Annotated in this window: 18 protein-coding genes; 9 read left to right on the top strand and 9 right to left on the bottom strand. The window is 60.9% G+C overall.

All coding sequences use genetic code 11. From position 1 onward, the window contains the following. The first annotated feature begins 65 nt into the window (after positions 1–65). Genes C8N42_RS06480 through C8N42_RS06465 form a run of 4 tightly spaced genes read left to right on the top strand, consistent with a single transcriptional unit; the run spans position 66 to position 5524 of the window. Positions 66–1463: a hypothetical protein gene (locus C8N42_RS06480; RefSeq protein ID WP_107815739.1), complete on the top strand. Its 1398-nt coding sequence runs from the start codon at positions 66–68 to the stop codon at positions 1461–1463. Continuing rightward, entirely contained in the window at positions 1463–2194 is a 732-nt protein-coding gene (locus C8N42_RS06475; protein WP_107815738.1) for a LamG domain-containing protein, read from the top strand. Before C8N42_RS06480 ends, C8N42_RS06475 begins: the two co-directional genes overlap by 1 nt. Next, the gene (locus C8N42_RS06470) at positions 2184–4520 is read left to right on the top strand and encodes a sulfatase-like hydrolase/transferase (protein ID WP_107815737.1); all 2337 of its coding nucleotides are present in this window, start codon (positions 2184–2186) and stop codon (positions 4518–4520) included. Before C8N42_RS06475 ends, C8N42_RS06470 begins: the two co-directional genes overlap by 11 nt. A gap of 2 nt (positions 4521–4522) precedes the next feature. Next, positions 4523–5524, top strand: coding sequence for a glycosyltransferase family 2 protein (locus tag C8N42_RS06465; RefSeq protein WP_107815736.1), 1002 nt, complete (start codon positions 4523–4525; stop codon positions 5522–5524). 51 nt (positions 5525–5575) lie between these two features. Here the strand turns inward: C8N42_RS06465 and C8N42_RS06460 are convergent, their stop codons facing one another. From C8N42_RS06460 to C8N42_RS06440, 5 genes are all read right to left on the bottom strand, one after another. After that, on the bottom strand, positions 5576–6787 hold the full coding sequence (locus tag C8N42_RS06460; RefSeq protein WP_107815735.1) for an efflux RND transporter periplasmic adaptor subunit: 1212 nt from the start codon (positions 6785–6787) through the stop codon (positions 5576–5578). Positions 6788–6791: 4 nt separating this feature from the next. Next, the gene (locus tag C8N42_RS06455; protein WP_107815734.1) at positions 6792–9158 is read right to left on the bottom strand and encodes an ABC transporter permease; all 2367 of its coding nucleotides are present in this window, start codon (positions 9156–9158) and stop codon (positions 6792–6794) included. A 3-nt stretch (positions 9159–9161) separates the two neighbouring features. Next, entirely contained in the window at positions 9162–9869 is a 708-nt protein-coding gene (locus C8N42_RS06450) for an ABC transporter ATP-binding protein (RefSeq protein WP_107815733.1), read from the bottom strand. Positions 9870–9942: 73 nt separating this feature from the next. Next, a complete protein-coding gene (locus C8N42_RS06445) occupies positions 9943–13260 on the bottom strand; it encodes a translocation/assembly module TamB domain-containing protein (protein ID WP_107815732.1) in 3318 nt (1105 codons plus the stop codon). Continuing rightward, entirely contained in the window at positions 13257–15041 is a 1785-nt protein-coding gene (locus C8N42_RS06440; protein WP_107815731.1) for an autotransporter assembly complex protein TamA, read from the bottom strand. The genes C8N42_RS06445 and C8N42_RS06440 overlap by 4 nt, the downstream gene beginning before the upstream one ends. 180 nt (positions 15042–15221) lie before the next feature. Here C8N42_RS06440 and C8N42_RS06435 point away from each other — a divergent pair, with 180 nt between their 5' ends. Together C8N42_RS06435 and C8N42_RS06430 are read left to right on the top strand one after the other, a co-directional pair. Further along, positions 15222–15731: a PhnA domain-containing protein gene (locus tag C8N42_RS06435; protein ID WP_107816006.1), complete on the top strand. Its 510-nt coding sequence runs from the start codon at positions 15222–15224 to the stop codon at positions 15729–15731. 170 nt (positions 15732–15901) lie between these two features. Beyond that, positions 15902–16852, top strand: coding sequence for a class I SAM-dependent DNA methyltransferase (locus C8N42_RS06430; protein ID WP_107815730.1), 951 nt, complete (start codon positions 15902–15904; stop codon positions 16850–16852). A 138-nt stretch (positions 16853–16990) separates the two neighbouring features. On the opposite strand, the gene C8N42_RS06425 is transcribed toward C8N42_RS06430, so the two are convergent. Continuing rightward, positions 16991–17197 (bottom strand): cold-shock protein, encoded by a 207-nt coding sequence (locus C8N42_RS06425; RefSeq protein ID WP_066708083.1) that lies wholly within the window; start codon positions 17195–17197, stop codon positions 16991–16993. 483 nt (positions 17198–17680) lie between these two features. Here C8N42_RS06425 and C8N42_RS21560 point away from each other — a divergent pair, with 483 nt between their 5' ends. Both C8N42_RS21560 and C8N42_RS21555 read left to right on the top strand, forming a co-directional pair. Next, positions 17681–17824, top strand: coding sequence for a hypothetical protein (locus tag C8N42_RS21560; RefSeq protein ID WP_170109230.1), 144 nt, complete (start codon positions 17681–17683; stop codon positions 17822–17824). Between the two features lie 60 nt (positions 17825–17884). Beyond that, positions 17885–18025, top strand: coding sequence for a hypothetical protein (locus C8N42_RS21555; RefSeq protein WP_170109229.1), 141 nt, complete (start codon positions 17885–17887; stop codon positions 18023–18025). Between the two features lie 177 nt (positions 18026–18202). Here the strand turns inward: C8N42_RS21555 and C8N42_RS06420 are convergent, their stop codons facing one another. Next, the gene (locus C8N42_RS06420) at positions 18203–19126 is read right to left on the bottom strand and encodes an HNH endonuclease (protein ID WP_146168247.1); all 924 of its coding nucleotides are present in this window, start codon (positions 19124–19126) and stop codon (positions 18203–18205) included. Between the two features lie 212 nt (positions 19127–19338). After that, on the bottom strand, positions 19339–20994 hold the full coding sequence (gene ettA, locus C8N42_RS06415; RefSeq protein ID WP_107815728.1) for an energy-dependent translational throttle protein EttA: 1656 nt from the start codon (positions 20992–20994) through the stop codon (positions 19339–19341). A 113-nt stretch (positions 20995–21107) separates the two neighbouring features. Between ettA and C8N42_RS06410 the strand changes: the two genes are divergently transcribed. After that, positions 21108–21956 (top strand): DUF2971 domain-containing protein, encoded by an 849-nt coding sequence (locus C8N42_RS06410; protein ID WP_107815727.1) that lies wholly within the window; start codon positions 21108–21110, stop codon positions 21954–21956. 38 nt (positions 21957–21994) lie between these two features. Here C8N42_RS06410 and C8N42_RS06405 read toward each other — a convergent pair whose 3' ends face one another. Then, the gene (locus C8N42_RS06405) at positions 21995–22870 is read right to left on the bottom strand and encodes a bifunctional helix-turn-helix transcriptional regulator/GNAT family N-acetyltransferase (RefSeq protein WP_107815726.1); all 876 of its coding nucleotides are present in this window, start codon (positions 22868–22870) and stop codon (positions 21995–21997) included. Between the last annotated feature and the right edge of the window lie 53 nt (positions 22871–22923).

The raw sequence follows: 22923 nt of genomic DNA, 5'->3' as shown, positions 1-22923 counted from the left end.
GTGACGGCGTGACAGGGCGATCCATTTCGGACTATCTTCCAGACAGATTTCAACAGGGACAGGTGATGTCTTCCGACGACAGGCGCAGCGAACAGGAGAATGAACGGGGCGGTGACGGGCGGGTGCTTTTGCGCGCGCGCAACGGTGATGTGATCCGGTTCGACGAGACCGGGCTGATCCTGAAACTCTCCGATCAGGTCGTTGCGGATCTGCGTCAGCGCCTCTTTGCTCCGATGGACGCGGAGATGCTGGGCGATCTCGATGCCTGGAACTTGCGGGCGATGGGTGACTGGATTTTTTTCGATGCTAATCTGCCGGGTATGGCGGGGCCGCGTGGCTATCGTCGGGCAGTCACGGGCGGGGCCATTCTGGCGGAGACGCCGGGGCCGGTGCTGGGCGTGTTGAGCCTCGGTGGTGCGCGGCGCACTCGGGCCATTCCAGGGCAGGGGGATTATCCCTATCACGTCGTTGCCCCCGAAGATGACATTGGCGCGGTCGGTATGGCCGGGATCGAGGATGCGCCGGAGACCGCTCGCGCCGAAGGGTTGCGCGAGCAGACGCAGGACGCGCTTCTGGCCGAAGAAATGCTGCGGCTCCGGCAAAAGGCCGGGCGCGGGCTGCCGCTGATGCTGACGCGTTGCGAGACGGATCGCGCCGCGTCTCTGGCCGATCTGGCGGCGGGCAAGGCGTTTGGGAACCTGATGCGGGCCGCCGCCAATCTCAAGGCGCTGGCCGCAACTTTGGATAAACCCGCGAAACTTGCCGCTCTCAGCGTCGATTTCGTGCTCGAAGACATTCTGACGCTGGAGGCGGAGTTCGCCTCCGCGATGCGTGGCTTGCTTGAAACATTGGCGCGGGCGTTTTGGAAGATCGACCTGCGTCCGGTGCCGGTGTTGATGGTGTTCGACACCACGGCCTCTGTGCCCGGTCGTGACCGGCGGCAGGCGCAATGGGAACTGGCGGTTTATGGCGGCGAGATGGGGCCGGTTTTTACCCTTCCGAGTTATGCGATGAAGATGAATGCGACCCTGCGTCCGACCGATGAGGCCATGCGCCAGCGCGCCCGCACCGAGGCGGCGGCGCTCATGGAGATGGAGGCCGGACGGAATTGGCATTGTCCGCGGTTGCTTCTGGCCGAGTGGGAGGGGGAGCGGATGATCCGGTTGCGCTCCGACGCCGCAGAGCCTCTGGTGATCGACGCTGACGACCCGTTCGGGGCCGGTGTCGATCACGGATTGCGGATCGAGGGACCTGAGGGGGCGGTGGAGACAGCCTCCGTTACAGTGGACCCGGAGGAGCCGCGCGATATCCTGATCGAGTTGACGCAGGAGGCCCCGCGCAAGGGGCTGATGCTGAGTTATGCCTGGGACGGTCCCGGTGCGCTGCGCGATACTTGGACCTCCGTGCTCGCGCCGGATGTGAAACGCTGGGCTTTACCCGCCCGACTTGAGGTGCATGGCTGATGCTTTATGTCGATCTGGATCTGCCGCAAGGCGCTTTGTTGCTGGAACCGGGAGCCGCCGAGGACCCCGGCGGGATCGTTTTCGATGCGGCGGGTCTGGTGATCGAGGGTGACACAGTGACCGGTTGGCGCGATCGTTCGGGGATGCGGCTCGCGCGTCCGTCGAAACCCAACGAAGGTCATGCGCGGCAGGAAACACTTGGCGCGCGCCCGGTCTTGCGGCTGCGCGACGGGGTGAATTGCGGGTTTGCCCATGAGGAACTGCTGCTCGATCAGCCCCGGTTCAGCGTGGCGGTGGTGTTCGCCTCCCCGCTTGGTCGGGCGGGCACGTTGATGACGCTGAATCCGCGTGAGGGGCGCGATTACCTGTTCCTGACCGAGAGCGACGGGGTGGTGGAGTTGAAATTCCGTGATGGTGTGGCAGGTCTGACCCGGCCCTGTCCGCTTTCCGAGGGGCGTTTTACGCTGGTCTGTGCCTCGGTCGAGGGTGGCAAGATGAAGCTCGCTGTGAATGGTGAGACGCCGGGTGGGCTTGCCGTGCCCTCGGGGTTGGAGAGCGGGTTCCATGACCTTTTCATCGGCTGTCGCAGTGACCGCGCCGGGATCGTCAAGACGCTGGGCGAGGCACAGATCGCGCGGCTCTGGATCTGGGCGGGGGAAGATGTTTTCGCGGGCGAGCGCTATGACAAGTTGATTGCCTGTTGGCAGAAGGAGGCGGCCTATGGGATTTGATCGCGAAAGCGTCCAGGGCGACAATATCTGTGTCATCTGGATTGATGACATGATCGACATTTTCACATGGCGCAACGCCTTCGGGATCGAGATCAGGACGCCCAATATCGACCGGCTGATGGCACGCGGCGCGCGGTTCACGAATGCCTATGCGACGGTGCCGCTCTGCGCGCCTTGCCGCGCCGAACTTGCGACCGGGCTGTCGCCGTTCCGCACCGGGCTTGTGGACCTCAACCGGCTGTGGCGCGATGTGCTGCCGCCGACGGCTGCCTGGCAATACGACCTGCGGCGGGCGGGGTTCGAGACCTTTACCACCGGCAAAACCGACGGCAATTACAAGGCAATGCCCGAGGAGTACAAACGTCTGTTGTTCCATCACGACGTTGAGGCCAACGACAAGGGCGGGCGCAAGGGCGTCAAGGACTATCTGGACGGTAAGGGGCCGGGCGTTGCGGGCGTCAATCACCCGAATGACGACGGCTCACAGGACGACAGGTTTTTCGATTACTGGGTGGCGCAGAATGCCATCGAGCATCTGCCTAAGATCGACCCCAAACGGCGGCATCTGATCCAGCTCGGGTTCAAGCATCCGCATTACAATCTGGTGACGCCGGACCGGTTCTATCAGATGTATGATGTCGACAAGATCGTCTGGCCGGAGATTGCCGCCGAAGAGGATTACCACGGCCCGCAGCCGGGCATGGCGGTTTATGAGCTCGCCTATATCGTCAACGGCCAATGGACGCCGGAGAAGGCGGGGGATGAGGGCTGGCGGCAGGTGGTGCGCGCCTATTTCGCCGCTTGCTCGCATGTGGATCACGAGATCGGGCGCTTCATGGATGCGCTGGAGGCCTCCCCGATTGCCGACAACACTACGGTGCTTCTGCTCTCGGACAACGGCTTCAATCTCGGCAATCACGACAGTTTCCACAAGATGAGCCAATGGGACAGCGCCGCTCATGTGCCGCTTTGTGTCTGGTCGCCGCGGATGGAGGCGGGGACGGAGGTTGCCTTGCCGGTGTCGCTGCACAATGTACCGAAGACGATCATGGACCTTGCGGGGCTGCCCTACCGACCCGACTGGGTGTCGGGGCAGAGCCTTTTGCCGCTGATCGACGAGAGTTTCGGGGATTTCGACACCACGAAATCGCCGATCACTTGCGTGTTTGGAACGCTTTCCGTGAGGCCCTCCATCGAGGGGCTGAGCCAGTATCGCTACTTCCGCTATCCGAACGGTGAAGAGCATGTCTATGACGTTGTGGCCGATCCGGGCGAGACCACGAACCTTGTCGGGAACGCCCCCCTTGAGCGGTTGCGCGACGAGCTTGTGCGGGGTGCGCTCAACCTCGGGCTTGATCTGCGCGGTTTCGAGAACCCCGCCGACGGCGTGAACGCGATGATGGCGGTGGATGGCACGGTGGTGATGGCCGGCGGGCGCGGCAATAACGATTACTGGGCCTATGGTGCAGATGCCGAGAAGATCGTTGAGGAAAAAGACGGCGGTACGGATACGCTGTGGTACATGGCCGGGCCGGATGATTACGTGCTGTATGCCCCCGCGAATGTCGAGAAAATCCGCATCGCCACGGTGGTCTCGCGCAACGAGAAAGCCAATGCGGACGGTTCGCGCGACGGCAAACGCCTGCGCATCGTTGCCCATCCCGACAGCCCCATCGAGTTCGAGACCTCGGAGCGTGTGACCATCGAGGTGCAGGGCTCTCTGGGCGATGACGTGATGATCGGGCCGAAATACGCGGGCGCGGAATTCCACGGCGGGGCGGGCAATGACCGGCTGATCGCGCGCTCGAAACGGCGCAAGGACCGCAACCGGTTCTTTGGCGGCGCGGGCAACGATTACCTGTGGGGAGGCGGTGGTCATGACCATCTCGACGGCGGCACGGGTGACGATGAAATTCACGGCAACGAAGGCCATAACACCATTCTCGGCGGGCATGGCAATGACGTGATTTACGACGGGCCGGGCAGTTCCGAGATCGACACCGGGCCGGGGCGCAACCGGGTGATCTCGGAAGAGGGCGACGACACGATCCTTGTGGGCACCGGGGAGAACACGCTGACAGGTGGTCCCGGCAACACGCGCTATGTCATCGCTTATGGTGGGTTGACCCGGATCACCGACTGGCATCCGGGGGTGGTGCTCGATCTGTCCGACTGGCCGGGCGAGCTGGAGATCGACGTCATTGGGGAGGAGGTGCAGATCCGGCTTGGCGCCTCTGTGGTGATCCTCGAAGGAATCTCGGACGTGGAGGCTGTCGCCCGGACGATGAAACTGCCAACACAGACCGGCATGGAAGAAGGGCGCTGAGAATGGCGAAGAAAAGCCGCTACATGATCGTGACCCCTATGAAGAACGAAGGGCCCTACATCCTCGACTGGGTGGCCCATCACATGTCCCTCGGGTTCGATCATTTCTTTGTCGTGACCAACGATTGCGACGACGGTACCGACCGCATTCTCGACCGTCTGGCCGAGATGGGTCATGTCACCCATGTGCCCAACCCGCGTATGCTCAAACGCAGTCAGGGCGCTTGGCATGTCATGACGCTGCGCTATGCTGCGTTGTTCAACATTTACCGCGATGCGGATTGGATCATGTTCTCCGACGTGGACGAATATCTTCAGGTCAACACCCGGTCGAAGACCCTCGACGGATTTCTGGAACGGGTGGGACCGACGGATGTGATTTCCTTCACCTCGATCCCCTACAACAGCAACGGGCAGAAGGAACTGGTCGATGCGCCGCTGGTGGGACAGTTCACCCAGCGCAACAAGGCATATGAAGCGGCGAAACAGGCGGGCAAGCCGGTCATGAACGCGGTGAAGACGATCTTTCGCAACGACATCCATTTCCACAGGCGACGCAATCACCGTCCCTTGTTACCGGAGTTTTCGCAGACGAATTATGTCTGGCGAGACGGATCGGGTCATGTGCTGGATGCGGAATACACAGATGGTGGCGCCAAGGCGATTGATGCACTGAGCACGGTACAATTTGCCCAGCTCAACCACTACGCCATCCGCAGCATGGAGGCCTTTCTGGTCAAGGTGGATCGGGGCGATGCGGTGCTGACGGAGCGGCTGGGGGCTTCTCTGAACTATTGGAAGGGTTATAACACCCCCGGCGATGACGATCTGCGCTATGCCACGCCTTCACCTGCCGCGCGCAAGATCCGGGCGACGTTTGCCCGCGATCCGGAACTGGCCGAATGGCATGACTTTGCCGTGGCGACACATAAGGCCAAGGTGGCGCATATTCTGGACACCGAAGAGGGGCGGTCGCTGGCGGAACAGATCGGCTATTTCTCCTGAGACGATGTGCGTCGCAGTACAGGCGGGGTAGGGGCGCAATGGGCGATGGGATCAAAGTTTGTCGCGGTCCACGATGCTGACCCCGTCCGAAATGGTGTCGGCAGGATGCGGGATGACCTGATCGCCCTCTTGCAGCCCGGAGAGCACCTCGACCATGCGATCCGACTGATGGCCGATCCCGATCGCCCGTTGTCGTGCCGTGCCGCCGTCATTGACGAAGACCGCCCAGCCGTTTCCATCCCGGAACATCGCGGACACCGGCATCATGAGGACATCGTCGTCTTCCCATTCGACGACCTTGAGAAAGACCGAATACTGATGGCCGAGGCCGGGGCGGTCTTCGGCAGGCGTGACGAGATCGAAGACGGCGGAGACACGCTGTTCCTCGATGCCGAGTGAGGAGGTATGGGTTTCGGCTTTGGGAGCGAGGCTTTTGAGCCGGGCTTCGAGTGCGGGTGCCCCGCCCCAGCGTTCGACCATGGCGCGGGCGCCAATGACGAGCCCCACCGCGTCTGAGGACAGCAAATCCGCCTCGATTTCAAGGTCCGTCACATCGCCGATCGACAAAAGCGACGAGCCGACGGAAACGGCATGTTCCGAGACCTGTTCAATCGAAAGCACCGTGCCGGAGATGGGCGCGGTCAGCGCAACGCAACAGCTTTCTCCGGTGTTCTCCGTCGCATCCGGTTCGATCAGCGCCGCCTTGGCTCGGGCCAGAGAGGACTGGGCCATCTGCACATTCGACACGGCGGCGTCGCGTGCGGCGTTGCGCACGGAGAGCACCTGTTGCGCGTCCTCCAACGTGGTGATCGAGGAGACGCCGCGTGCAACCAGTGCCTTGGTGCGTTCGAACTGGCTTTGCGCATAGGACAGTTCTTCCTCTGCCTGCCTCAATTGCGCGGCGGCGAGATCGGCGGCGGCTTCGGCTTCGCGCACGGCGGCTTCAAGCTGCACCCGGCTGCGCGCGTCGATCAGCGAGGGGGCGACGGGTTCGACCCGCGCGACTACGGTTTTCCCGGCAATCACCGCATCGCCTTCCTCGACGGGCGAACGCAGCGCCGTGCCCGCGATGGGAGAGGACACTTCGTAGAGATGACGAATGCGGGTTTTGCCATCGGCGTTGATCGTCACCTCCATATGCCCACGCGTCACCTCGGCAAGGTCCACCGCCACCGGATGCGGGCGGAAGGCAATGAACAGCAGTGCGGCGACAAGGGCCAAGACGATCAGGGCCAGAAGAGATTTGCGGGATTTCGAAGTCATCGGGTCACTCCCGGGTTTTCATCACGGAGACAAGGTCAAGACGGTCCACCCGCCGCCGCACCACCATGACGGAGGTGAGAGCAGTCGCCAAGACCACAAGCGAGGCCGTCGCATAGGCGGCGGGCGGCAGGACCATCGGAATGCTGTAGAGATCGGAGGTAAAGCTTGCGGCCATGAGATGTCCCAGCCCGTAGCCGATCAGCCAGCCCAAGGGTTGCGCCAGTGCGGCGATCAGCATGATTTCTCCGACCAGAACGTAGGACACTTCCCAGTTCGAAAAGCCGAGGATGCGCAGGGACGCGAGTTCGCGGGCGCGTTCCGAGAGCTGGATGCGGGCGCTGTTGTAGGTCAGCCCGACGGTGATCAGCACGGCGACGATGATGAAAAGTCCGTTCATGATCGAGATGTTTTCATCCACCGTGGCCTGAAACGAGGCTTTCATATCGGTGACGCGCACCGCCCCGGAGATCATCGGCGTGTCCTTGATTTTCTCGTTGAAGGCCTCATCCTCGGACGGGTCGAGCGTGACATTGGCGACCGAGATTTGCGGGATGCTGCGGGTGATGCGGGCCATTTCCTCCCGCGTCATGTAAGCGCCGAGGCCGAAAAACTGTTCGGTGACCCCGGCCACGGGCAGGCTATAGGTCTCCCGCCGACCCGACATGAACTCGACCTCGACCATATCGCCGGGAGCAAGCTCCAGCACCTCTGCGACGCGAGTGGTGATCAACAGGCCGCCACCCTCCGCTTCGACCACATGCCCGTCTTCGTCGATGGAACGGGCAAGAGTCGCGCCCTGCTCACGGGTGATGATGGAAAGCTGTTTTTCCAGATGCCCGTTACGCAGCTTGACGGCCGAGTAGAACTCGCCCTCCGCCTCCATCACGCCGGGCAGTTTGCGCACGTCTTCGAGCGCGGACAGCGAGCGGTCCTTGGAGAACAGAAGCACGGTGTCCTCGCGGTTCGACTGGTTGAAGGCGACGTCCGAGATTTCATTTATCGAGTAGGAAAAGAACCCGACGGCAATCATGATCGCCACGGCGAGCGACAGACCAAGCGCGGAGACCGCCGCGCGCACAGGCCAGCGAAAGACCGACCGCCAGATCATCATCGAAGGCTGGCTGAGGCGGGCGCTCGCGAGCATTCTGTCGAAAAGCGTGCGTTTGTAACGCGGCGGAGCAGGGGGCGACATGGCAACGGCCGGGGGCAGGCGGGCCGCTCCCATGGCGGAGCGCAACGCGCCGAAGGCGGCGGTCAGCAGGGCGAGAAAGCCGGAGATCGCATAGGCGTCATAGGAGACGTTGAAGATCAGGTAGGGGAATTTGAAATACTCCGTATATTCTGCCGCCATCCAGCGCGCCGACATGCCGCCGGTGATCCAGCCGATCACGATGCCCAGCACGGCAATGAGACCGGCCATCAACACATAATGTGCAGCGATGTGAAGATCGGTGTAGCCGAGCGCCTTGAGCAATCCGATTTCGGCTCGCTCAAGTGCAATGATCCGCCCGATCACCATATTCACCAGAAAGGCGGAGATGCCGAAAAACACCGGCGGCAATATGGTCGCCATGCTCTTGAGCTGTTTGATCTCGGTGGCCACGAAAGCATTCGAGGCCTGATCCTCGCGCCCATAGGCACCGGTGCCGCCATAGGGCGACAGAAGATCGTCCAGCGCGTCGATCACCCGGTCTTCATTGGCGTCCCGCGACAGCGACAAGGTAAGCGTGTTGAACGCGCCAGACATATCGAATGCCGAGGCGAGCATGTGCTGCGGCATCCACATCACGCCGAAACTCGCATCATCCGGCATCAGAGACCCCGGGCCGATCGCATAGACGAATTCCGGCGAGAGCGCCGTACCGGTGATGATCAGTGTGCGTTTCTGCCCCGACATCAGCGCATCGAATGTGTTGCCCAGAGTAAATCCGTTCGCCTCGGCAAAGGGTTCGGTCACCAGAACCTCGTCGGTTGCCTGCGGATCGGGCAAACGACCGGAACGCAGGATGGGCACGTTGAGCACCGGCAATTCACCATTCTCCGGCAGGCTCAGCGCCAGCCCCGTGGCGGATTTTACCCGGCCCGGAATGTCGAGCATCAGATATTCCTGCACCCGCGCCTCGGCACGTTGCACGCCCTCGATGGCGGCAATCTCGCTCAGGAGTGGACGTGGCGCTTTCTCGGCGGAGGCCCAGACGTCGGCGAATTCATTGCGCTCGTAAAACGCCTCCAGCGTGTCGTCGAGAGCGCGGTACATGCCAAAAGCGGTCAGAAGGATCATCACGCCGCAAGCGAGCACCAGCGCGATGGCGAGCGACTGGCCCCAGAGCCGTCGGAAATCGCGCAGGAGTTTCTTGTCGAGCGCATGCATGGTTCACCACACGATCTCGGAGGGTTTGATCCGGGTTTCGTTCGTGGACACCGAGGCGATATTGCCATCCTGAAATCGCACCACGCGATGCGCCATGGCCTGAATCGCGGCGTTGTGGGTGATCACAATGGCGGTGGTGCCCAGGTCTTCGTTGATGTCGCGGATCGCTTCCAGAACCTGCACTCCGGTCGCACTGTCCAAAGCCCCGGTGGGTTCGTCGCACAACAGCACCTCGGGGCGTTTCGCAATGGCGCGTGCAATGGCGACGCGCTGTTGCTGACCACCGGAGAGTTCGGCGGGGAAATGGTCGATCCGGTCGCTCATGCCCACGCGATCCAGCGCCTCTTCGGCGCTCATCGGGTTGGGGGCGATGTCGGTGACCATCTGGACGTTTTCGCGGGCGGTGAGCGAAGGCACCAGATTGTAGAACTGAAAGACAAAGCCGACATGATCGCGCCGGTAGCGGGTCAACGCACGATCCGACAGCAGGGTGAGATCGCGCCCGCGAAACTCCACAAGCCCGGAGGTGGCATGATCGAGCCCGCCGAGAATGTTGAGAAGCGTGGATTTGCCCGACCCGGACGGCCCCAGTAACACGGTCAATTCGGACGCATAGAGATCGAGGTCCACACCGTCGAGCGCGCGTACTTCGGTGCCGCCGGTGTGATAGGTCTTCACAAGCTTCTCTGTATGAAAGACCGTTTCCGCCACGTCGCTTCTCCCTGATCTCGTTGTCTGATCTTAGCACCTTTTCACGGCATGGCTTTGCGCCGGGTCAAGGAGATCAATAGTCCCGTTCGAAGAAGACACCGACCCCGGTGTCGCCATCGGAACTGGCGGAGCCCTTGATCGTTACGTTGCGGCTGGCGTCGAGATTGAGGTTGATCACCGACTGTCCCTCATTGTCGATGGTCACATCGGTATAGACCTTGTCGGAAATGTACTTGCCGAGTTTGAGCGAGCTGCCGCCTTCCTCCGACGTCTGGAGATCGAGATCGTCCAATCCGAAACTGTCCCGGATCGAGCCGACAAGTCCGCTGCCGCCGCCGGTGAGTGTAGCTACAGCATCGGCCATTTGCGCGGCCTGAAAGGCCGAGATTTCGGTCAGATCTTTGCCGAAAAGCAACTGCGCGAGAATTTCGTCCTGGGGGAGTTCCGGTGAAGACGACAGTGTCAATTCCGGCGAACTGAGCGGGCCTTCGGTGATCAGTTGCACGGTCATCGTGTCGGTTTCGGTTGCCGCCACAAGGCGCATGGTCGGGTCCAACTCGCCCTGAAGCGTGACGAAGCCTTCTTCCATGGTGATGCGTTTGCCCAAAAGCGACAGCCGCCCGCGGATCAGGGAAAACTGTCCGACCGGGATCACATCCGCTGTGGTGCCGCGCAGCCTGAGCTGACCGCCCAGCTCGGCATCGAGTCCGCGCCCGCGGATGAAAATCTGGTTCGGCGCGCGGATCGTGAGATCGAGCCCATAGGCCGCGCTGCTGCCACCGCTTTCGCTCAAGATCAGCCCCGCCCGATCGCGCGTGGTGGTGACGGCAGAGGAGGCGCCGACATGGGTGATCTCGGGAATGTCGCCGCCGCTGCCAAGCGCGGCGGGTGAGACGGTGACATCGGTGCGCCCGAGCGTGAGGGTGCCCGCGATATTGCCGCCGCCCGCAAGCCCACCGTCAAAGCTCAGATCGCCGTCGAGCGTTGTGCTGTAAAGCTGCGGATCGGTGAGGCCCAATGCGTTGAGTCCGATGGTCAGACTGGCGGGCAGCGTGCCGGTGAGACCGATCCGGCCGCTCGTGCTCAGGCTGCCGCCGGTGTCGGCGCTGGCCGCGAAATCGAGTTGCGCCTGATCGCCGTTGAGCGTCACCACACCGAGATCGACGGTGAGCGCCAGCCCGGCTGTGGAAATTACCACCCGTGCGCCGGAATTGACCTGCACCTCCCCGCTGACCGAGGAGAGTGCGAGGGGGCCGTTCACGGCAAAATCGAAACTGGTTGTGCCTTGGGTCAGCGCCGCACTGGTCAGACGGTTCGACAGGCCCAGAGGCGCGGTGCCTGTGAGGGAGAGGGCGGCGGTTGCGAAGTCCTGCGCCAACGTGCCGGAAAGCTTTGCATCCGAGCCGCCCGGTCCGGTCATCTCCGCCTGCGCACTCCAGGGCGTCTCGGCCCCCGCATGGTTCATCTGGGCCTCAATACTCAGCGGACCGCTCAGCGCCACACCAAGCCGCGCCACATCGTCGAGCCGCGCGGTGAGCGACAGCGCCCCGCTCTCGGTGGTCAGTTGTCCTTCGGCCTCGACGTCGAGAGCACGGGTGTTCAGCGTGGTCGGGCGCAGGGTCAGGCCGGTCTCGTCGCGCTTCACTCCCACGCTCAACAAGCTTTCGCCCCCGGTCAGGGCGTCAAGCTGCTCAATACCGAATTTCAGGTCCGTGCCAGTGGCCTCCATGTCGATGTCGAACGTGCCGTTCAGCGGCGAGAGGCTGCCTTTCGCGGTGGCGCTCAACGCCCCGGACAGGTCTTGTCCGGAGAGCGCGGCAAAGCGGGCGAGCCGGGGCGTGTCGAGCGTCATGCGCCCGGTGAATTCGAACCCGTCGTCGAACCCGTCGATGCTGCCGGAAGCGGTGGCGCGGGTGGCGTCGGTGCGTGCCTCAAGGCTTTCGATGACAAAAGGCTGTCCTTCGCGCCAGAACACCTGTCCGGTGAGCGCGGGTGCACTGCCCACGGCCTCTTGCAGGGCGGGGTCTTCGGAGGCAAAGTCCTGAACCGTCAGACCGAAACGGGCCTTGATCGCGCCCAGGATGGTTCCCGCATCGGTGCCCGTTTCACGACGTTGCCGGGTGATCGTGCCCTGTGCGCCCAAACGCGCGGAACCGATATCGAGCCCGTCCTGCGCATACTCCTGCATATCGAGGGAGGCGGACCAGCTTTGCCCGCGCGTCACGTCGTAATTGGCGAGAATTTCAGCATGTTGCACCATGGAGCGGGAAGAGCCGAAGGGCAAAAGCACGGGGCGGTCGTCGGGACTTTCGAGTGTGCCCGAGAGCGAAAAGGAATTGGGCCAGCCATCGGCGGCGATATTCGTGGCACCGACCAGCGACAGGGTGCGGGTCGACAGCGCGAACCGTTCGAGATCGAAACCGCCCTCGGGATAGGACAGGCCCTGCGCGGTGAGGGTGGAGGAGGGGCCGAAGAAGCGGGCGTATTCGGCGCTGAACAGCGGAGTCAGATCGCCGGAGAGATCGGCGGCAAAGCGGCGTGGTGCGGGCGCGTCGGGTGTTTCCGGATCGGGCTCTGCGGTCAGTGCGACACGGCCCGTGAGTCGTTCCTGTCCCTGCGTCGCCAGTGTGATGTCGGTGGCAAACCCGTCGAGAGGGCCCGATCCCTTGGCGGTCAGCGCCAGCGAGGGCGAGCCGGGGAGGTTGGCGAGTGTCGAGACGATGCCGCCGGGGCCTTCGGCCAGTGACAGATCGAGGAACAGTTCTTCACTCGCGTTGTCGAAGGACGCGGAAAGGGAAAACGCCCCCTCCGTGCCGTCGATCCGGGCGATTTCGAGCGCGGTTTCCCCCGAGCCATCTTTGAGCCGGGCGGAACCGGTGAGGCTGATCTCAACCGCCTCGCCGAGTTTGAGCACCGGCGCGCCAAGGCGCACGCGTTCGGCCTCGATCACGCCGATGTCGATGGAGACCGGCAGATCGGGAAGGGAAAAGGGCTTGGCCTCCGGGTCGGGCAGATCCACGCCCTCTTCTTGACCTGCGACAGGCAGACGGTCGAACAGGATCTCGCCTGCGGCGATCCGCGTCACTTCGAGCCGTCCGGCCAGAAGCGCCGTGCGGCTCCAGTTCAGTTCAGCATCGCGCAGTGTGAACCAGACGCCGGTCTCGTCGGCGATGGTCAGTTCGTCCATCGTGGCGGTGGAGGACAAAAGCCCCTTGAAGCCCTCGATACGAATGTCGCGCCCGGCGCCCGACAGGTTGTCTTCGAGAAAGCCGACGATCATGGAACGGTCGCGCGCGGTTTCGGCCGCGTTCTCGCCGTCAGACGTATTGTCCTGAGCGACAAGCGCGAGCGGCAGGGTCGCGGCGAGGGTGATGGGGAGAAGCTTTTTCAAAACGCCTGTCCGATCCCGATGTAGATTTGCATGCCGTTTCCGGTGTTGCCGGAGACCGGCCCCGCGAGGTCGAAACGGATCGGACCGAAGCCCGTGTTGTAGCGCAGACCAAGCCCCGCGCCCGCATGCCATTCGGCATTGTCACCCGGCAGGGAACTGGTGCCGATGCCGCCGAGATCGTAGAAGCCCACGACGGAAATATTGCCTTTGACCTTGGTGCGTAGCTCGCCGGAAAAGCCGAAGAAACTCGACCCGCCGGTCTCGTCCCCGCCGCCGAGATCGACGGCCAGGGACTGATAAGGCTGGCCCCGCACCGTGCCGCCGCCGCCGGAGAAGAACAACATGTCGGGTGGCACTTCGGTGTAATCGGCCCACAGGATGGACCCGAGTTGCAACCGTCCCGCAAGAGTGAAGCGGTCGTCGTCGCCAAAGGCGCGATAGGCGCGTCCGTCGGCGAAAATCCGGGTGCCGGAGGCCGATCCGCTCACCCCGATGAAGGGCTGGATTTCCGCCTCGAAATAGGTGCCGGAGGTCGGGTTCAGAGAGTTGTCCCGGGTGTCGCGGCTCCCTTCCATCGGCAGGATCACATGGGAGAAGCTGCGCGAGCCCAAATCGTCCTCGACCTCGGAATACCGATAGCCGAGCCCCGCGGAAAAGGTCGAATTGGGCGAGGTCTCGACCTCGAACCCGAAGGTAAACTCGCCGCTGTCGGAAAGATATTCCGGTTCGTCGAGATGCTCGATGGTGGCGTTCAGAACCAGTGTCGTCTTGCGCGTCACCGTCGCGGGGCGTCGGTAGCTGGACGAAAGGGTCACATCCACGCCGGTCGTGCTGCCGAGCCCGGCCACTTCGCCCTCGAAGCGCAGCCGGTCGGCATTGTCGGTCAGATTGCGATGCATCCAGTAGGCGCTGAGTGTGCCACCTTCGAGCGAGGACAATTCGGCACCGAACCCGAAACGGCGTGGTTTCTCATCGACCAGCGTGGCGGTGATGTCGAGGCTGTTGTCGGGGTTCAGGTCTTCGGCCTCCCGCAGCGTGATGGAGCGGAACGTGCCGGTCTTTTGCAGCCGTTTGGTCACAAGGTCGAGCTTTTCGGGACTGTAGGCGCTCCCCGTCGGCAGGTTGGCGATGCGCGAGAGGCGACTGTTTCGCACGGTCGTCTTGCCGGCGAAGTGCAGCTTGCCAAAGGTAACGGCGGGGCCGGGGGCGATGGTCAGTTTCGCGTCGAGTGTTTTGTCACGATGATCAGCGACGATGGATTGATCGGCCAGTTCGGCTTTGGCATGAGAGGCGGCACGCCAGCTGTCGATGGCGATCTCAGAGGCATCCGCGATGAGGTTCGACTGTGCTGTCTCGCCAGAGGCGAAGCCTTCGGGCAGTTCGGTGCCGGGCGCAAGCGGGGCAACGCGGGCAGTGCCGAAGACGAAACGCGGGCCGGGGGTGACGGAGATGACGACGTTTCGGATGGACGATGGCAGGGAAATCAACGACATGGACGCGCCTTCCTGACCGTCCACCCGGATCGAAACGGTTGGCCCGTAATAGCCTTCCCGATAAAGCGCGCCGATCAGGCTGCGGTAATCGCTTTGTACGGCGGCAATGATTTCCTCGGGTGCAGAGACATCGGTTTCGGCGGCTTCCAGTACGGCGGAGGCCGCTTTGAGCTGGGCCTTGAGATCGTCTCCCGCAGTGGTTTCCAGACGCGCGTCAAAGGCCTGCGCGGCACTGGCGCAGAGCAGCAGGATGGCGGATAGAACAGTTGATCTTGTCGCGTTCGGCACGGTCGACTTTCCCTCAGACGGTCCCCCCGTCGTTGCGACTATGCGGATTTTGCACGCGGGAGGAAAGGGGCTCTGCGCCGATTTTCTCCCCGTTTCAGGTTCTGCTGCGACATGGGCGGCAGTTTGTCGCTTGCTCCGATAGGGGGAGCGCCTTAGGGTCCGCGAAAAATGGAGGGCGAGATGGCCGAATGTGAGATTTGTGGGGCATCGGGTCCCTTGACCGAGGTGGCGATGAGCCCGCGTACGGATGTGGTTGCCCTCTGCGATACCTGCGCCGCGGGTCTCAAGGGTGAGCCGGTGCCGGAGAGGCATTGGCAGGCACTCACCACCTCGATGTGGTCGGAGCGCGATGCGGTCAAGGTGCTGTCCTGGCGCCTGCTGAACCGGTTCCGCGACGAGGCCTGGGCGGCGGATGCGCTCGATATGCTCTATCTCGAACCGGAGATCGAAGACTGGGCCAAGGCGGCCGGTCCGGAGATCATCCACCGCGACAGCCAAGGTGCCGTGCTCTCCGCCGGTGACACGGTGACCCTGATCAAGGACCTGCCGGTCAAGGGCGCAGGCTTTACCGCCAAGCGCGGTACGGCGGTGCGGGGCATCTCGCTTGTCCCTGACAATGCGAACCATATCGAGGGTCGCGTCGAAGGTCAGCGCATCGTGATCCTGACCGAGTTCGTGAAAAAGCGCTGAGATGCGCGGTTTCGGGGAAGATCGCGGAACGGTTCACGGGACAATTGACAGATTTCCAAAGGTGGCGTATCGGGCGGATGATGCACATGGATGCAGCGTGCCGCCCGTCGCGTGGCCCGTCGATATTTCCGACGCGGCAAATGAGCGGGCCCTTTTGAAAGATCCGGATCATGGCGGGGAGCCTGTTTCCCTCGGGCGATCTGACGGCAGACCGTCGGGCGTCCTTTGCCGAAACCCTTGCGCATTTGGGCGATCTCGCCGGGGCGATCGAAACCCTGTCCGGGGCGCTCGAACTAGCGCCCGTCTGGGCGGCAGGATGGTTTCGTCTGGGCGAATTTCTCGAACTTGCGGGTGAGATCGAAGCGGCCTGTCAGGCCTGGGACAAGGCGGTTCTGGCCGACCCGCGCGATCCTCTGGGCGCCGGACTGAAACGCGATCTGGCGCGCCGGGTGCCGGTGGCCGAGGCCATGCCACCCGCCTTCGTCGAATTGTTGTTCGATCAATATGCCCCACGTTTCGAACGCTCTCTGGTGGACAAGCTCGCTTATCGCGGGCCGGAAATTCTCATGGAGTCCCTGAGACTGGCCGGGCGGACGCAGTTCGGCTCTGCGCTCGACCTCGGCTGTGGCACCGGATTGATGGGGGCGGTTCTGCGCCCCGTTTGCACACATCTCGTAGGCTATGACATCTCCGATGGCATGCTGGTCGAGGCGGATCGCAAAGGCATTTACGACGTGTTGGAAAAGCGCGACATCGCCCGGCTCGATGTGACGGAACGGCGTTACGACCTGATCGTGGCGGCGGATGTGTTCATCTATCTGGGCGCGCTGGAACGGGTGATCGGCTGGTGCGCCGGATCACTGGCCGTGGGCGGGGTTCTGGCCTTTACCGTCGAGCTTGGCGTGGCGCCGGTGCAACTGCGCGAGAGCTGCCGATTTGCTCATTCACAGGCTTATGTCGAGGCCCTTCTGAGGGAGGCGGGGTTTGGCTCCATCCGTATGACGCCCTGCGTGATCCGTGAAGATCGCGGTGTGCAGGTCAATGGCCTTGCGGTGGTGGCGAGCGGGTTGACGCTACGCCATGACCGCGAGGGCGATGGCGATCTGATGGCGTTTGCCTGAGGCTTTGGAGTGGAGATCGCTTTCCCTCTGGCTGCGGGGAATGACCCCGATGCCCTGTCTATCTTTCTGCGCGCCGGATATGAAAAAGGCCCGGACGCGACAGGCGCCCGAGCCGAATTGTCCTGCGTTTGCCTAAGTTTAGGCGAGAACGAGGTTCACCGCAGATTCGCGACCGTCACGACCGGCTTCGATGTCGAAGGTGACCTTCGCGCCATCGGCCAGGCCGGTGAGGCCGGAACGCTCGACGGCGGAGATGTGAACGAACACGTCTTTGCTGCCGCCTTCCGGTTGGATAAAGCCGAAACCTTTGGTGGAATTGAACCATTTCACGGTGCCATTGGCCATCGTGTGTACTCCTGTTTTGTTTTGTCCCTCACGAGATTGCAGGGACCCGGCTAGTCAGTGGTCGATCGAAGACTGTGGCCGGTAAAGGAGAACAGAAGGGTCGATAGAGGTAACGTCGCGCCGTCCGTATGACAGGTTTTCGGGGAGTTGTATAGGGATTTCCGCAAGGGCGAAACGTTCCGGAGAGAGAAGGGCCGGGCAACGAGAGGATTGCGGTTCTTCCATGGCGAAACGGTGTGTCGGGCCGTGTCCGCAAGTTGGGCGAGATGTCAGGAAAAACCGCCTTTTGATCACATTGATGCCCAAAACATCCCTTTTAAAGAAGGGTCCAGCCTCTGGTTGACACAGTTTTGGCCAAAAATGGGCGCGATTTGGGCGCTTTTTGGTCCATTTTCCGACAAAACGCGACGCAATAGTGATTCAACGTAGCGATTGTGGCGGTTCGAGTAACAAACGAGACACCGACTTACAGGGAACAGCCCCATGGATACTTTCGCTGGCATCACGCATCCTGACCGGAACAACACGCCCGAGCAACGCACGCGTCATATTGCGCCGCGCCGCAGGAACGAGGGGATCTTTGTGTTCTGCAACACGCCGCTTGAACGGTCCGGTCGCCTGATCTGATCGGCTCAGGCCCCGAACGCCCCCAGCCCAACACCGCCCAGATACATACAGAGAGATGCCATGACCAACTTTGCAGAAAAAGCCCGCAACGGACGCCTCAACGCCCTCGAATACCGCACGCGCCCCCTCGTGTTGGGCCGTGAAAGCTTGTTGGTGTTCGCTTCTCAGCGTGGCAAAGACGCTGGGAGAGGTGTGTTCTGAGAGGGGTGTGAGAGAGACTGAATGTGGGGGAATGGAGATCAATCAAAGATGCCTTGGCATCTTTGACGCAAGCCTTCGGCGGAGCCGCCTTACCCTTTCCCCGTCACGCCGGAGGCGTGCCGACTATGAACGGCGCACCTTTGGTGCGACGGGAAGGCGCGTTTCACGCACCTCCCCCTAAGGGTCAGGCGCGGGGGGATTGTAAAACTTGGCCGAATAACGTCCAGAATGGTCTAGCTGCGCGATGAAGCTTTGAGGCAACTTAATGGATTCGCATTGACCAGAAATCTTGTGCGCTGAACGGGTGATTTCTTGATAAGATTCTTCGTCGCAGTGAAGAAGTGGCATCACGACAGCAACTCGATCAAACTGAACAAGCGCGATTTTCTGATCACTAATGAAGATAATTTTATTCCCGGGTTCGTTTCGCGGATAGACAAAGCGAGTTGGGAAATCGAGTTGTTCGTTAACAATTGCCAAGCGTAATTTTTGAATGTTTTGTGCGAAAACATAAGTGTACCCAAACGCTGCTACCATTGTGAGATACGCGCTACGGAGCAGAGAAAAATTTGCCCTTTTGGCATTTGCCCTTTCCTCAAATGTAAATGTCATTTCGCTTCCTGCTTTCACGCCATGCATGAAGTCTGCGAATTGTTTGATTTTTGAAGGGTCATTAGTGTTTTCAATTATTTGGAAATGATATCCCCCGTTTTTTACTGCAATTTTTGCATTTACGGTGATGCTTGCCGCACTTATTTTGATGGAGCCATACTCGCCATCGCTTTTGCTCAATGTGCCATGTGAGCGTTTGTGTAATCTTCCTGCGCCAGCGAGATGGGCGTCGTAGGCATGGCCTGCGAAGTTGTTACATTTTTTACATGTTAGGATGATTTCTTTTCCGTCGACTGATTTCGGCGGAACATGCTCTAATGTGAGTTGCGGCTCCTGCCCGTTCTCACGACCAAGGGAACCTCTGTCGTGCTCGTCTAGGCACAGCGGGCATATGTATATGTCTTCATGAATTCCGAGAGCATCTAATGCTTTCTGACCTTCATTGAAGAGGTTCGTTTTTAAAGCGTTTTTGTTGATGTTTTGGGACATAAAATACTCAAGATGTCGTCGCGTATGTCGGTCGCAGTGTAAAAGCAGAATTGCCATTATCTAAAAAATAAAGGCGCCCGAGGGCGCCTTTGTCAATGATCCTGATCTGAAACCTTCCGCCCTTGCTCCACAGGGAGCGAACGCGCATTTTCTTTGAAAATACGCTGCCTCGCGCTCGTGACAAAGGCTCCCGAGGGAGCCTTTGCACGTTCTTAGCGGGAAAACTTTTTGTATTTCAGACGCTTGGGCTCCAAGGCATCCGGCCCCAACCGGCGCTTCTTGTCTTCCTCGTAATCCTCGAAGTTGCCTTCGAACCATTCCACATGGGCGTCGTCTTCGAACGCCAGAATGTGGGTACAGATGCGGTCGAGGAAGAAGCGGTCGTGGGAGATGACCACGGCGCAGCCTGCGAAGTCTGTCAGCGCGTCTTCCAGCGCGCGTAGCGTTTCGACGTCCAGGTCGTTCGTCGGTTCGTCGAGTAGGAGCACGTTGCCGCCGCTTTTCAACAGACGCGCCATGTGCACACGGTTGCGTTCACCGCCGGAGAGGACGCCGACTTTCTTCTGCTGATCGCCGCCTTTGAAGTTGAAGGCGGAACAGTACGCCCGGCCGTTCATTTCGGCGTCGCCCAAGGCGATGACCTGTTGCCCATCCGAAATCGCCTCGAACACGGTGGCGTTCGGGTCGAGATCGTCGCGGGACTGGTCGACATAGGACAGCTTGACGGTATCGCCATATTCGATGGTGCCGGCGTCGGGCTCCAACTGGCCGGTGAGCATGCGGAAGAGCGTCGATTTACCGGCGCCGTTCGGGCCGATCACACCGACGATGCCGCCCGGCGGCAGAGAGAAGGACAGATCTTCGATCAGTTGCTTGTCGCCCATGTGTTTCGAGAGGCCATGCACCTCAATGACCTTGGAGCCGAGGCGCGGTCCGTTCGGGATGACGATCTGTGCGCGGTTGATCTTGTCGCGCTCGGATTGTGAGGCCAGATCGTTGTAGCGGTCGATCCGGGCCTTTTGCTTGGCCTGACGGGCTTTCTGCCCCTGCCGCATCCATTCAAGTTCGCGTTCAAGCGTCCTCTGGCGGGCCTTGTCTTCCTTGGCTTCCTGCTCAAGCCGCTTGGCTTTCTGTTCGAGCCATGCGGAATAGTTGCCCTCGTAGGGGATGCCGCGGCCGCGGTCCAACTCGAGAATCCAGCCGGTGATGTCATCGAGGAAGTAGCGGTCGTGGGTGACGATCAGGATCGTGCCCTTGTACTCGATGAGGTGCTGTTGCAGCCAGGCGATGGTTTCGGCGTCGAGGTGGTTGGTGGGTTCGTCAAGGAGGAGCATGTCGGGGGCTTCGAGCAGCAGTTTGCAGAGCGCGACACGGCGTTTCTCACCGCCCGACAGCGTGGTGACATCGGCGTCATCGGGGGGGCAACGCAGCGCCTCCATGGACACGTCGATCTGGCTGTCGAGATCCCAGAGGTTCTGGGCGTCGATTTCGTCCTGGAGCCTGGCCATCTCGTCGGCGGTCTCGTCCGAGTAGTTCATGGCGAGTTCGTTGTAGCGATCAAGAATGGCCTTCTTGGCGGCGACACCGAGCATCACGTTGCCACGGACGTCGAGGGAGGGGTCAAGCTCGGGCTCCTGCGGGAGGTAGCCGACTTTCGCACCCTCGGCGGCCCAGGCCTCGCCCTGATACTCCTTGTCGATGCCCGCCATGATGCGCATGAGGGTCGATTTGCCGGTGCCGTTGACACCGACCACACCGATCTTCACGCCCGGAAGGAAGGAGAGGCGGATGTTCTCGAACACCTTCTTGCCGCCGGGGTAGGTCTTGGACACGCCGTCCATGTGGTAGACGTATTGATAGGCTGCCATTGGGGGCTCCTTGGGATGTCTGGTTTGGGCGGTGGTTTAGCGTGGGAAGAGGGGGGATGGGAAGGGGGGATGCGAAGGAACCCACTTTGCGCGTCACTGTCTGAGTGGATATTATGGCTCCTGATTTCACAGGAGGCATTGACTTGTCTGAACCATCAGAGCTTTGGCACTACACGACATTCGATAGTTTGACGGCTATTCTTCAGTCTCAGTCTTTGTTGGCCACAGATTTTCGCGCGTTGAATGATACGCAGGAATTCAAGTACGGCATTAATGTTTTGAAAGAGATTTTTGCCAGAGAAGGGTTTGCGCCTTCTGACCACTTCGAGAAAGTAGAGGACGTCTTGAGTGACCTTGAAACACGCTGTAACGGTCAAATTATAAGCCTTTCAGAAGCGCGAGACAGTCTGTCGATGTGGCGCGGATATGGCGGGGCCGTTGGCGGAAATCAGGCCGTTGCGATTGTGTTCAACGTGGAAGATCTGAAAACTTTGGCGCAAGAGCATCTGGAGAATAAGTTAAGTCATTTCTCCGACCCTCAAAGGGTGCGTTATGATGCGTCTTTCCTCCCTCAACTCAATGGGACGGATGTTCGGACAAAGTTGGCGGAGGGCGGACACATGTCGGTCGTATGTCAGGTTGATGATTGGATAAAACTCAGTAAAAACGACGCCTTTCGAGAAGAAAAAGAATACCGACTTCTCTGTCGTGGAGGTATCGTTTCTATTGACCGTTTCCGTCAGTCCTACCAAGTTGTAAATGGCGAATTTCGCAAAATCTTTCGACTGAGTTTTGATGATGAGAAAATATTTATGAAGTTGAAAAAGCCGCTAGCTATTAAGGAGCTTTGGGCTGGGCCGAAAATGAATTTTGACAAGCTTGAGCGCTATGCCGAAAATTACTTCTTTCAGTTTGGATGTGGTCGACCTGATATCAAGCAGTCACGCATTCCTTTTATCTGACTTCGATGAAAAAAAGGTCGCATTGAAAGGGTCCAGCCTCACACCCTCTTCTCAAAAAACAAATCCGGGTAGGGATCGTCGTTGAACCGCTCGATCTCGGTCCATCCGAGCTTGTGATACAGTCCCGCCGCTTCGGGCAGGGCGGAGTTGGTGTCCAGCCGCAAAGTGGTGATGCCCATTTCCCGCGCGTGGGTTTCGATCTCTGACATCAGGCGTTTGGCAAGGCCAAGTCCGCGCGCAGACGGCGCGACCCAGAGGCGTTTGATTTCGGCAAACCCTTTATCGGTGCCCTTGAGGCCGACGCAGCCCGACGGAAGCCCGTCGGAAAGGGCGACGAGGAACTGCCCGCGCGGGGGGCGCATGTCGGCGCTGTCGAGGCGGGCGGCTTTGGCGGGGTCGAAGCCCATGGAAAAGCGCGCCGCCAGTTCGGCGTAGTAGCTTTCCAGACAGTGAAAGGCGGTCGCACTTTCCGGGTCCGTGGCGACAATCTCGATCCGGTCGCGGCCCAGCGCGGAGGCGATGAGGTCCATCGCGGCCAAAAGCTGTTCCGGGTGCGGGTGGCGATCCAGAAGGGTTTGCGCGCGGTCGTTGGAAAGTTTCTCATAGGCTTCGTATTCACGATGGCCTTCCTGTGTGAGGACGGCGAAGCGGCGGCGTTTGTCCTTGCGATCTTCGACGACGCCGATCAGCCCCTCGTCCTCAAGAGCGCGCAGCAGGCGCGACAGAAGCCCCGTGTCGAGATCGAGAAAGTCGCGGATATCGGACACGGCACGACCGGAGGGGCCAATGGCGTTCAGAACCCGTGCAGCGCCGAGCGGGCGTCCGCGCCCGAGAAAGCTCTGGTCCAACGCGCCGGTTTCCGTTGTGACGGCGCGGTTGAAACGGCGGATGCGGGCAATCGGGGAGAGGGGCATGAAATATACCTGACTTTGGTCTGTTATTTTGTCTGACTTTAGTCAGCTACAAT

This window comes from Celeribacter persicus (genome assembly GCF_003050785.1).
GTDB lineage: Bacteria > Pseudomonadota > Alphaproteobacteria > Rhodobacterales > Rhodobacteraceae > Celeribacter > Celeribacter persicus.
Note: the sequence above shows the minus strand (reverse complement) of the source record. Positions and strands in the feature narration are given on the sequence as shown.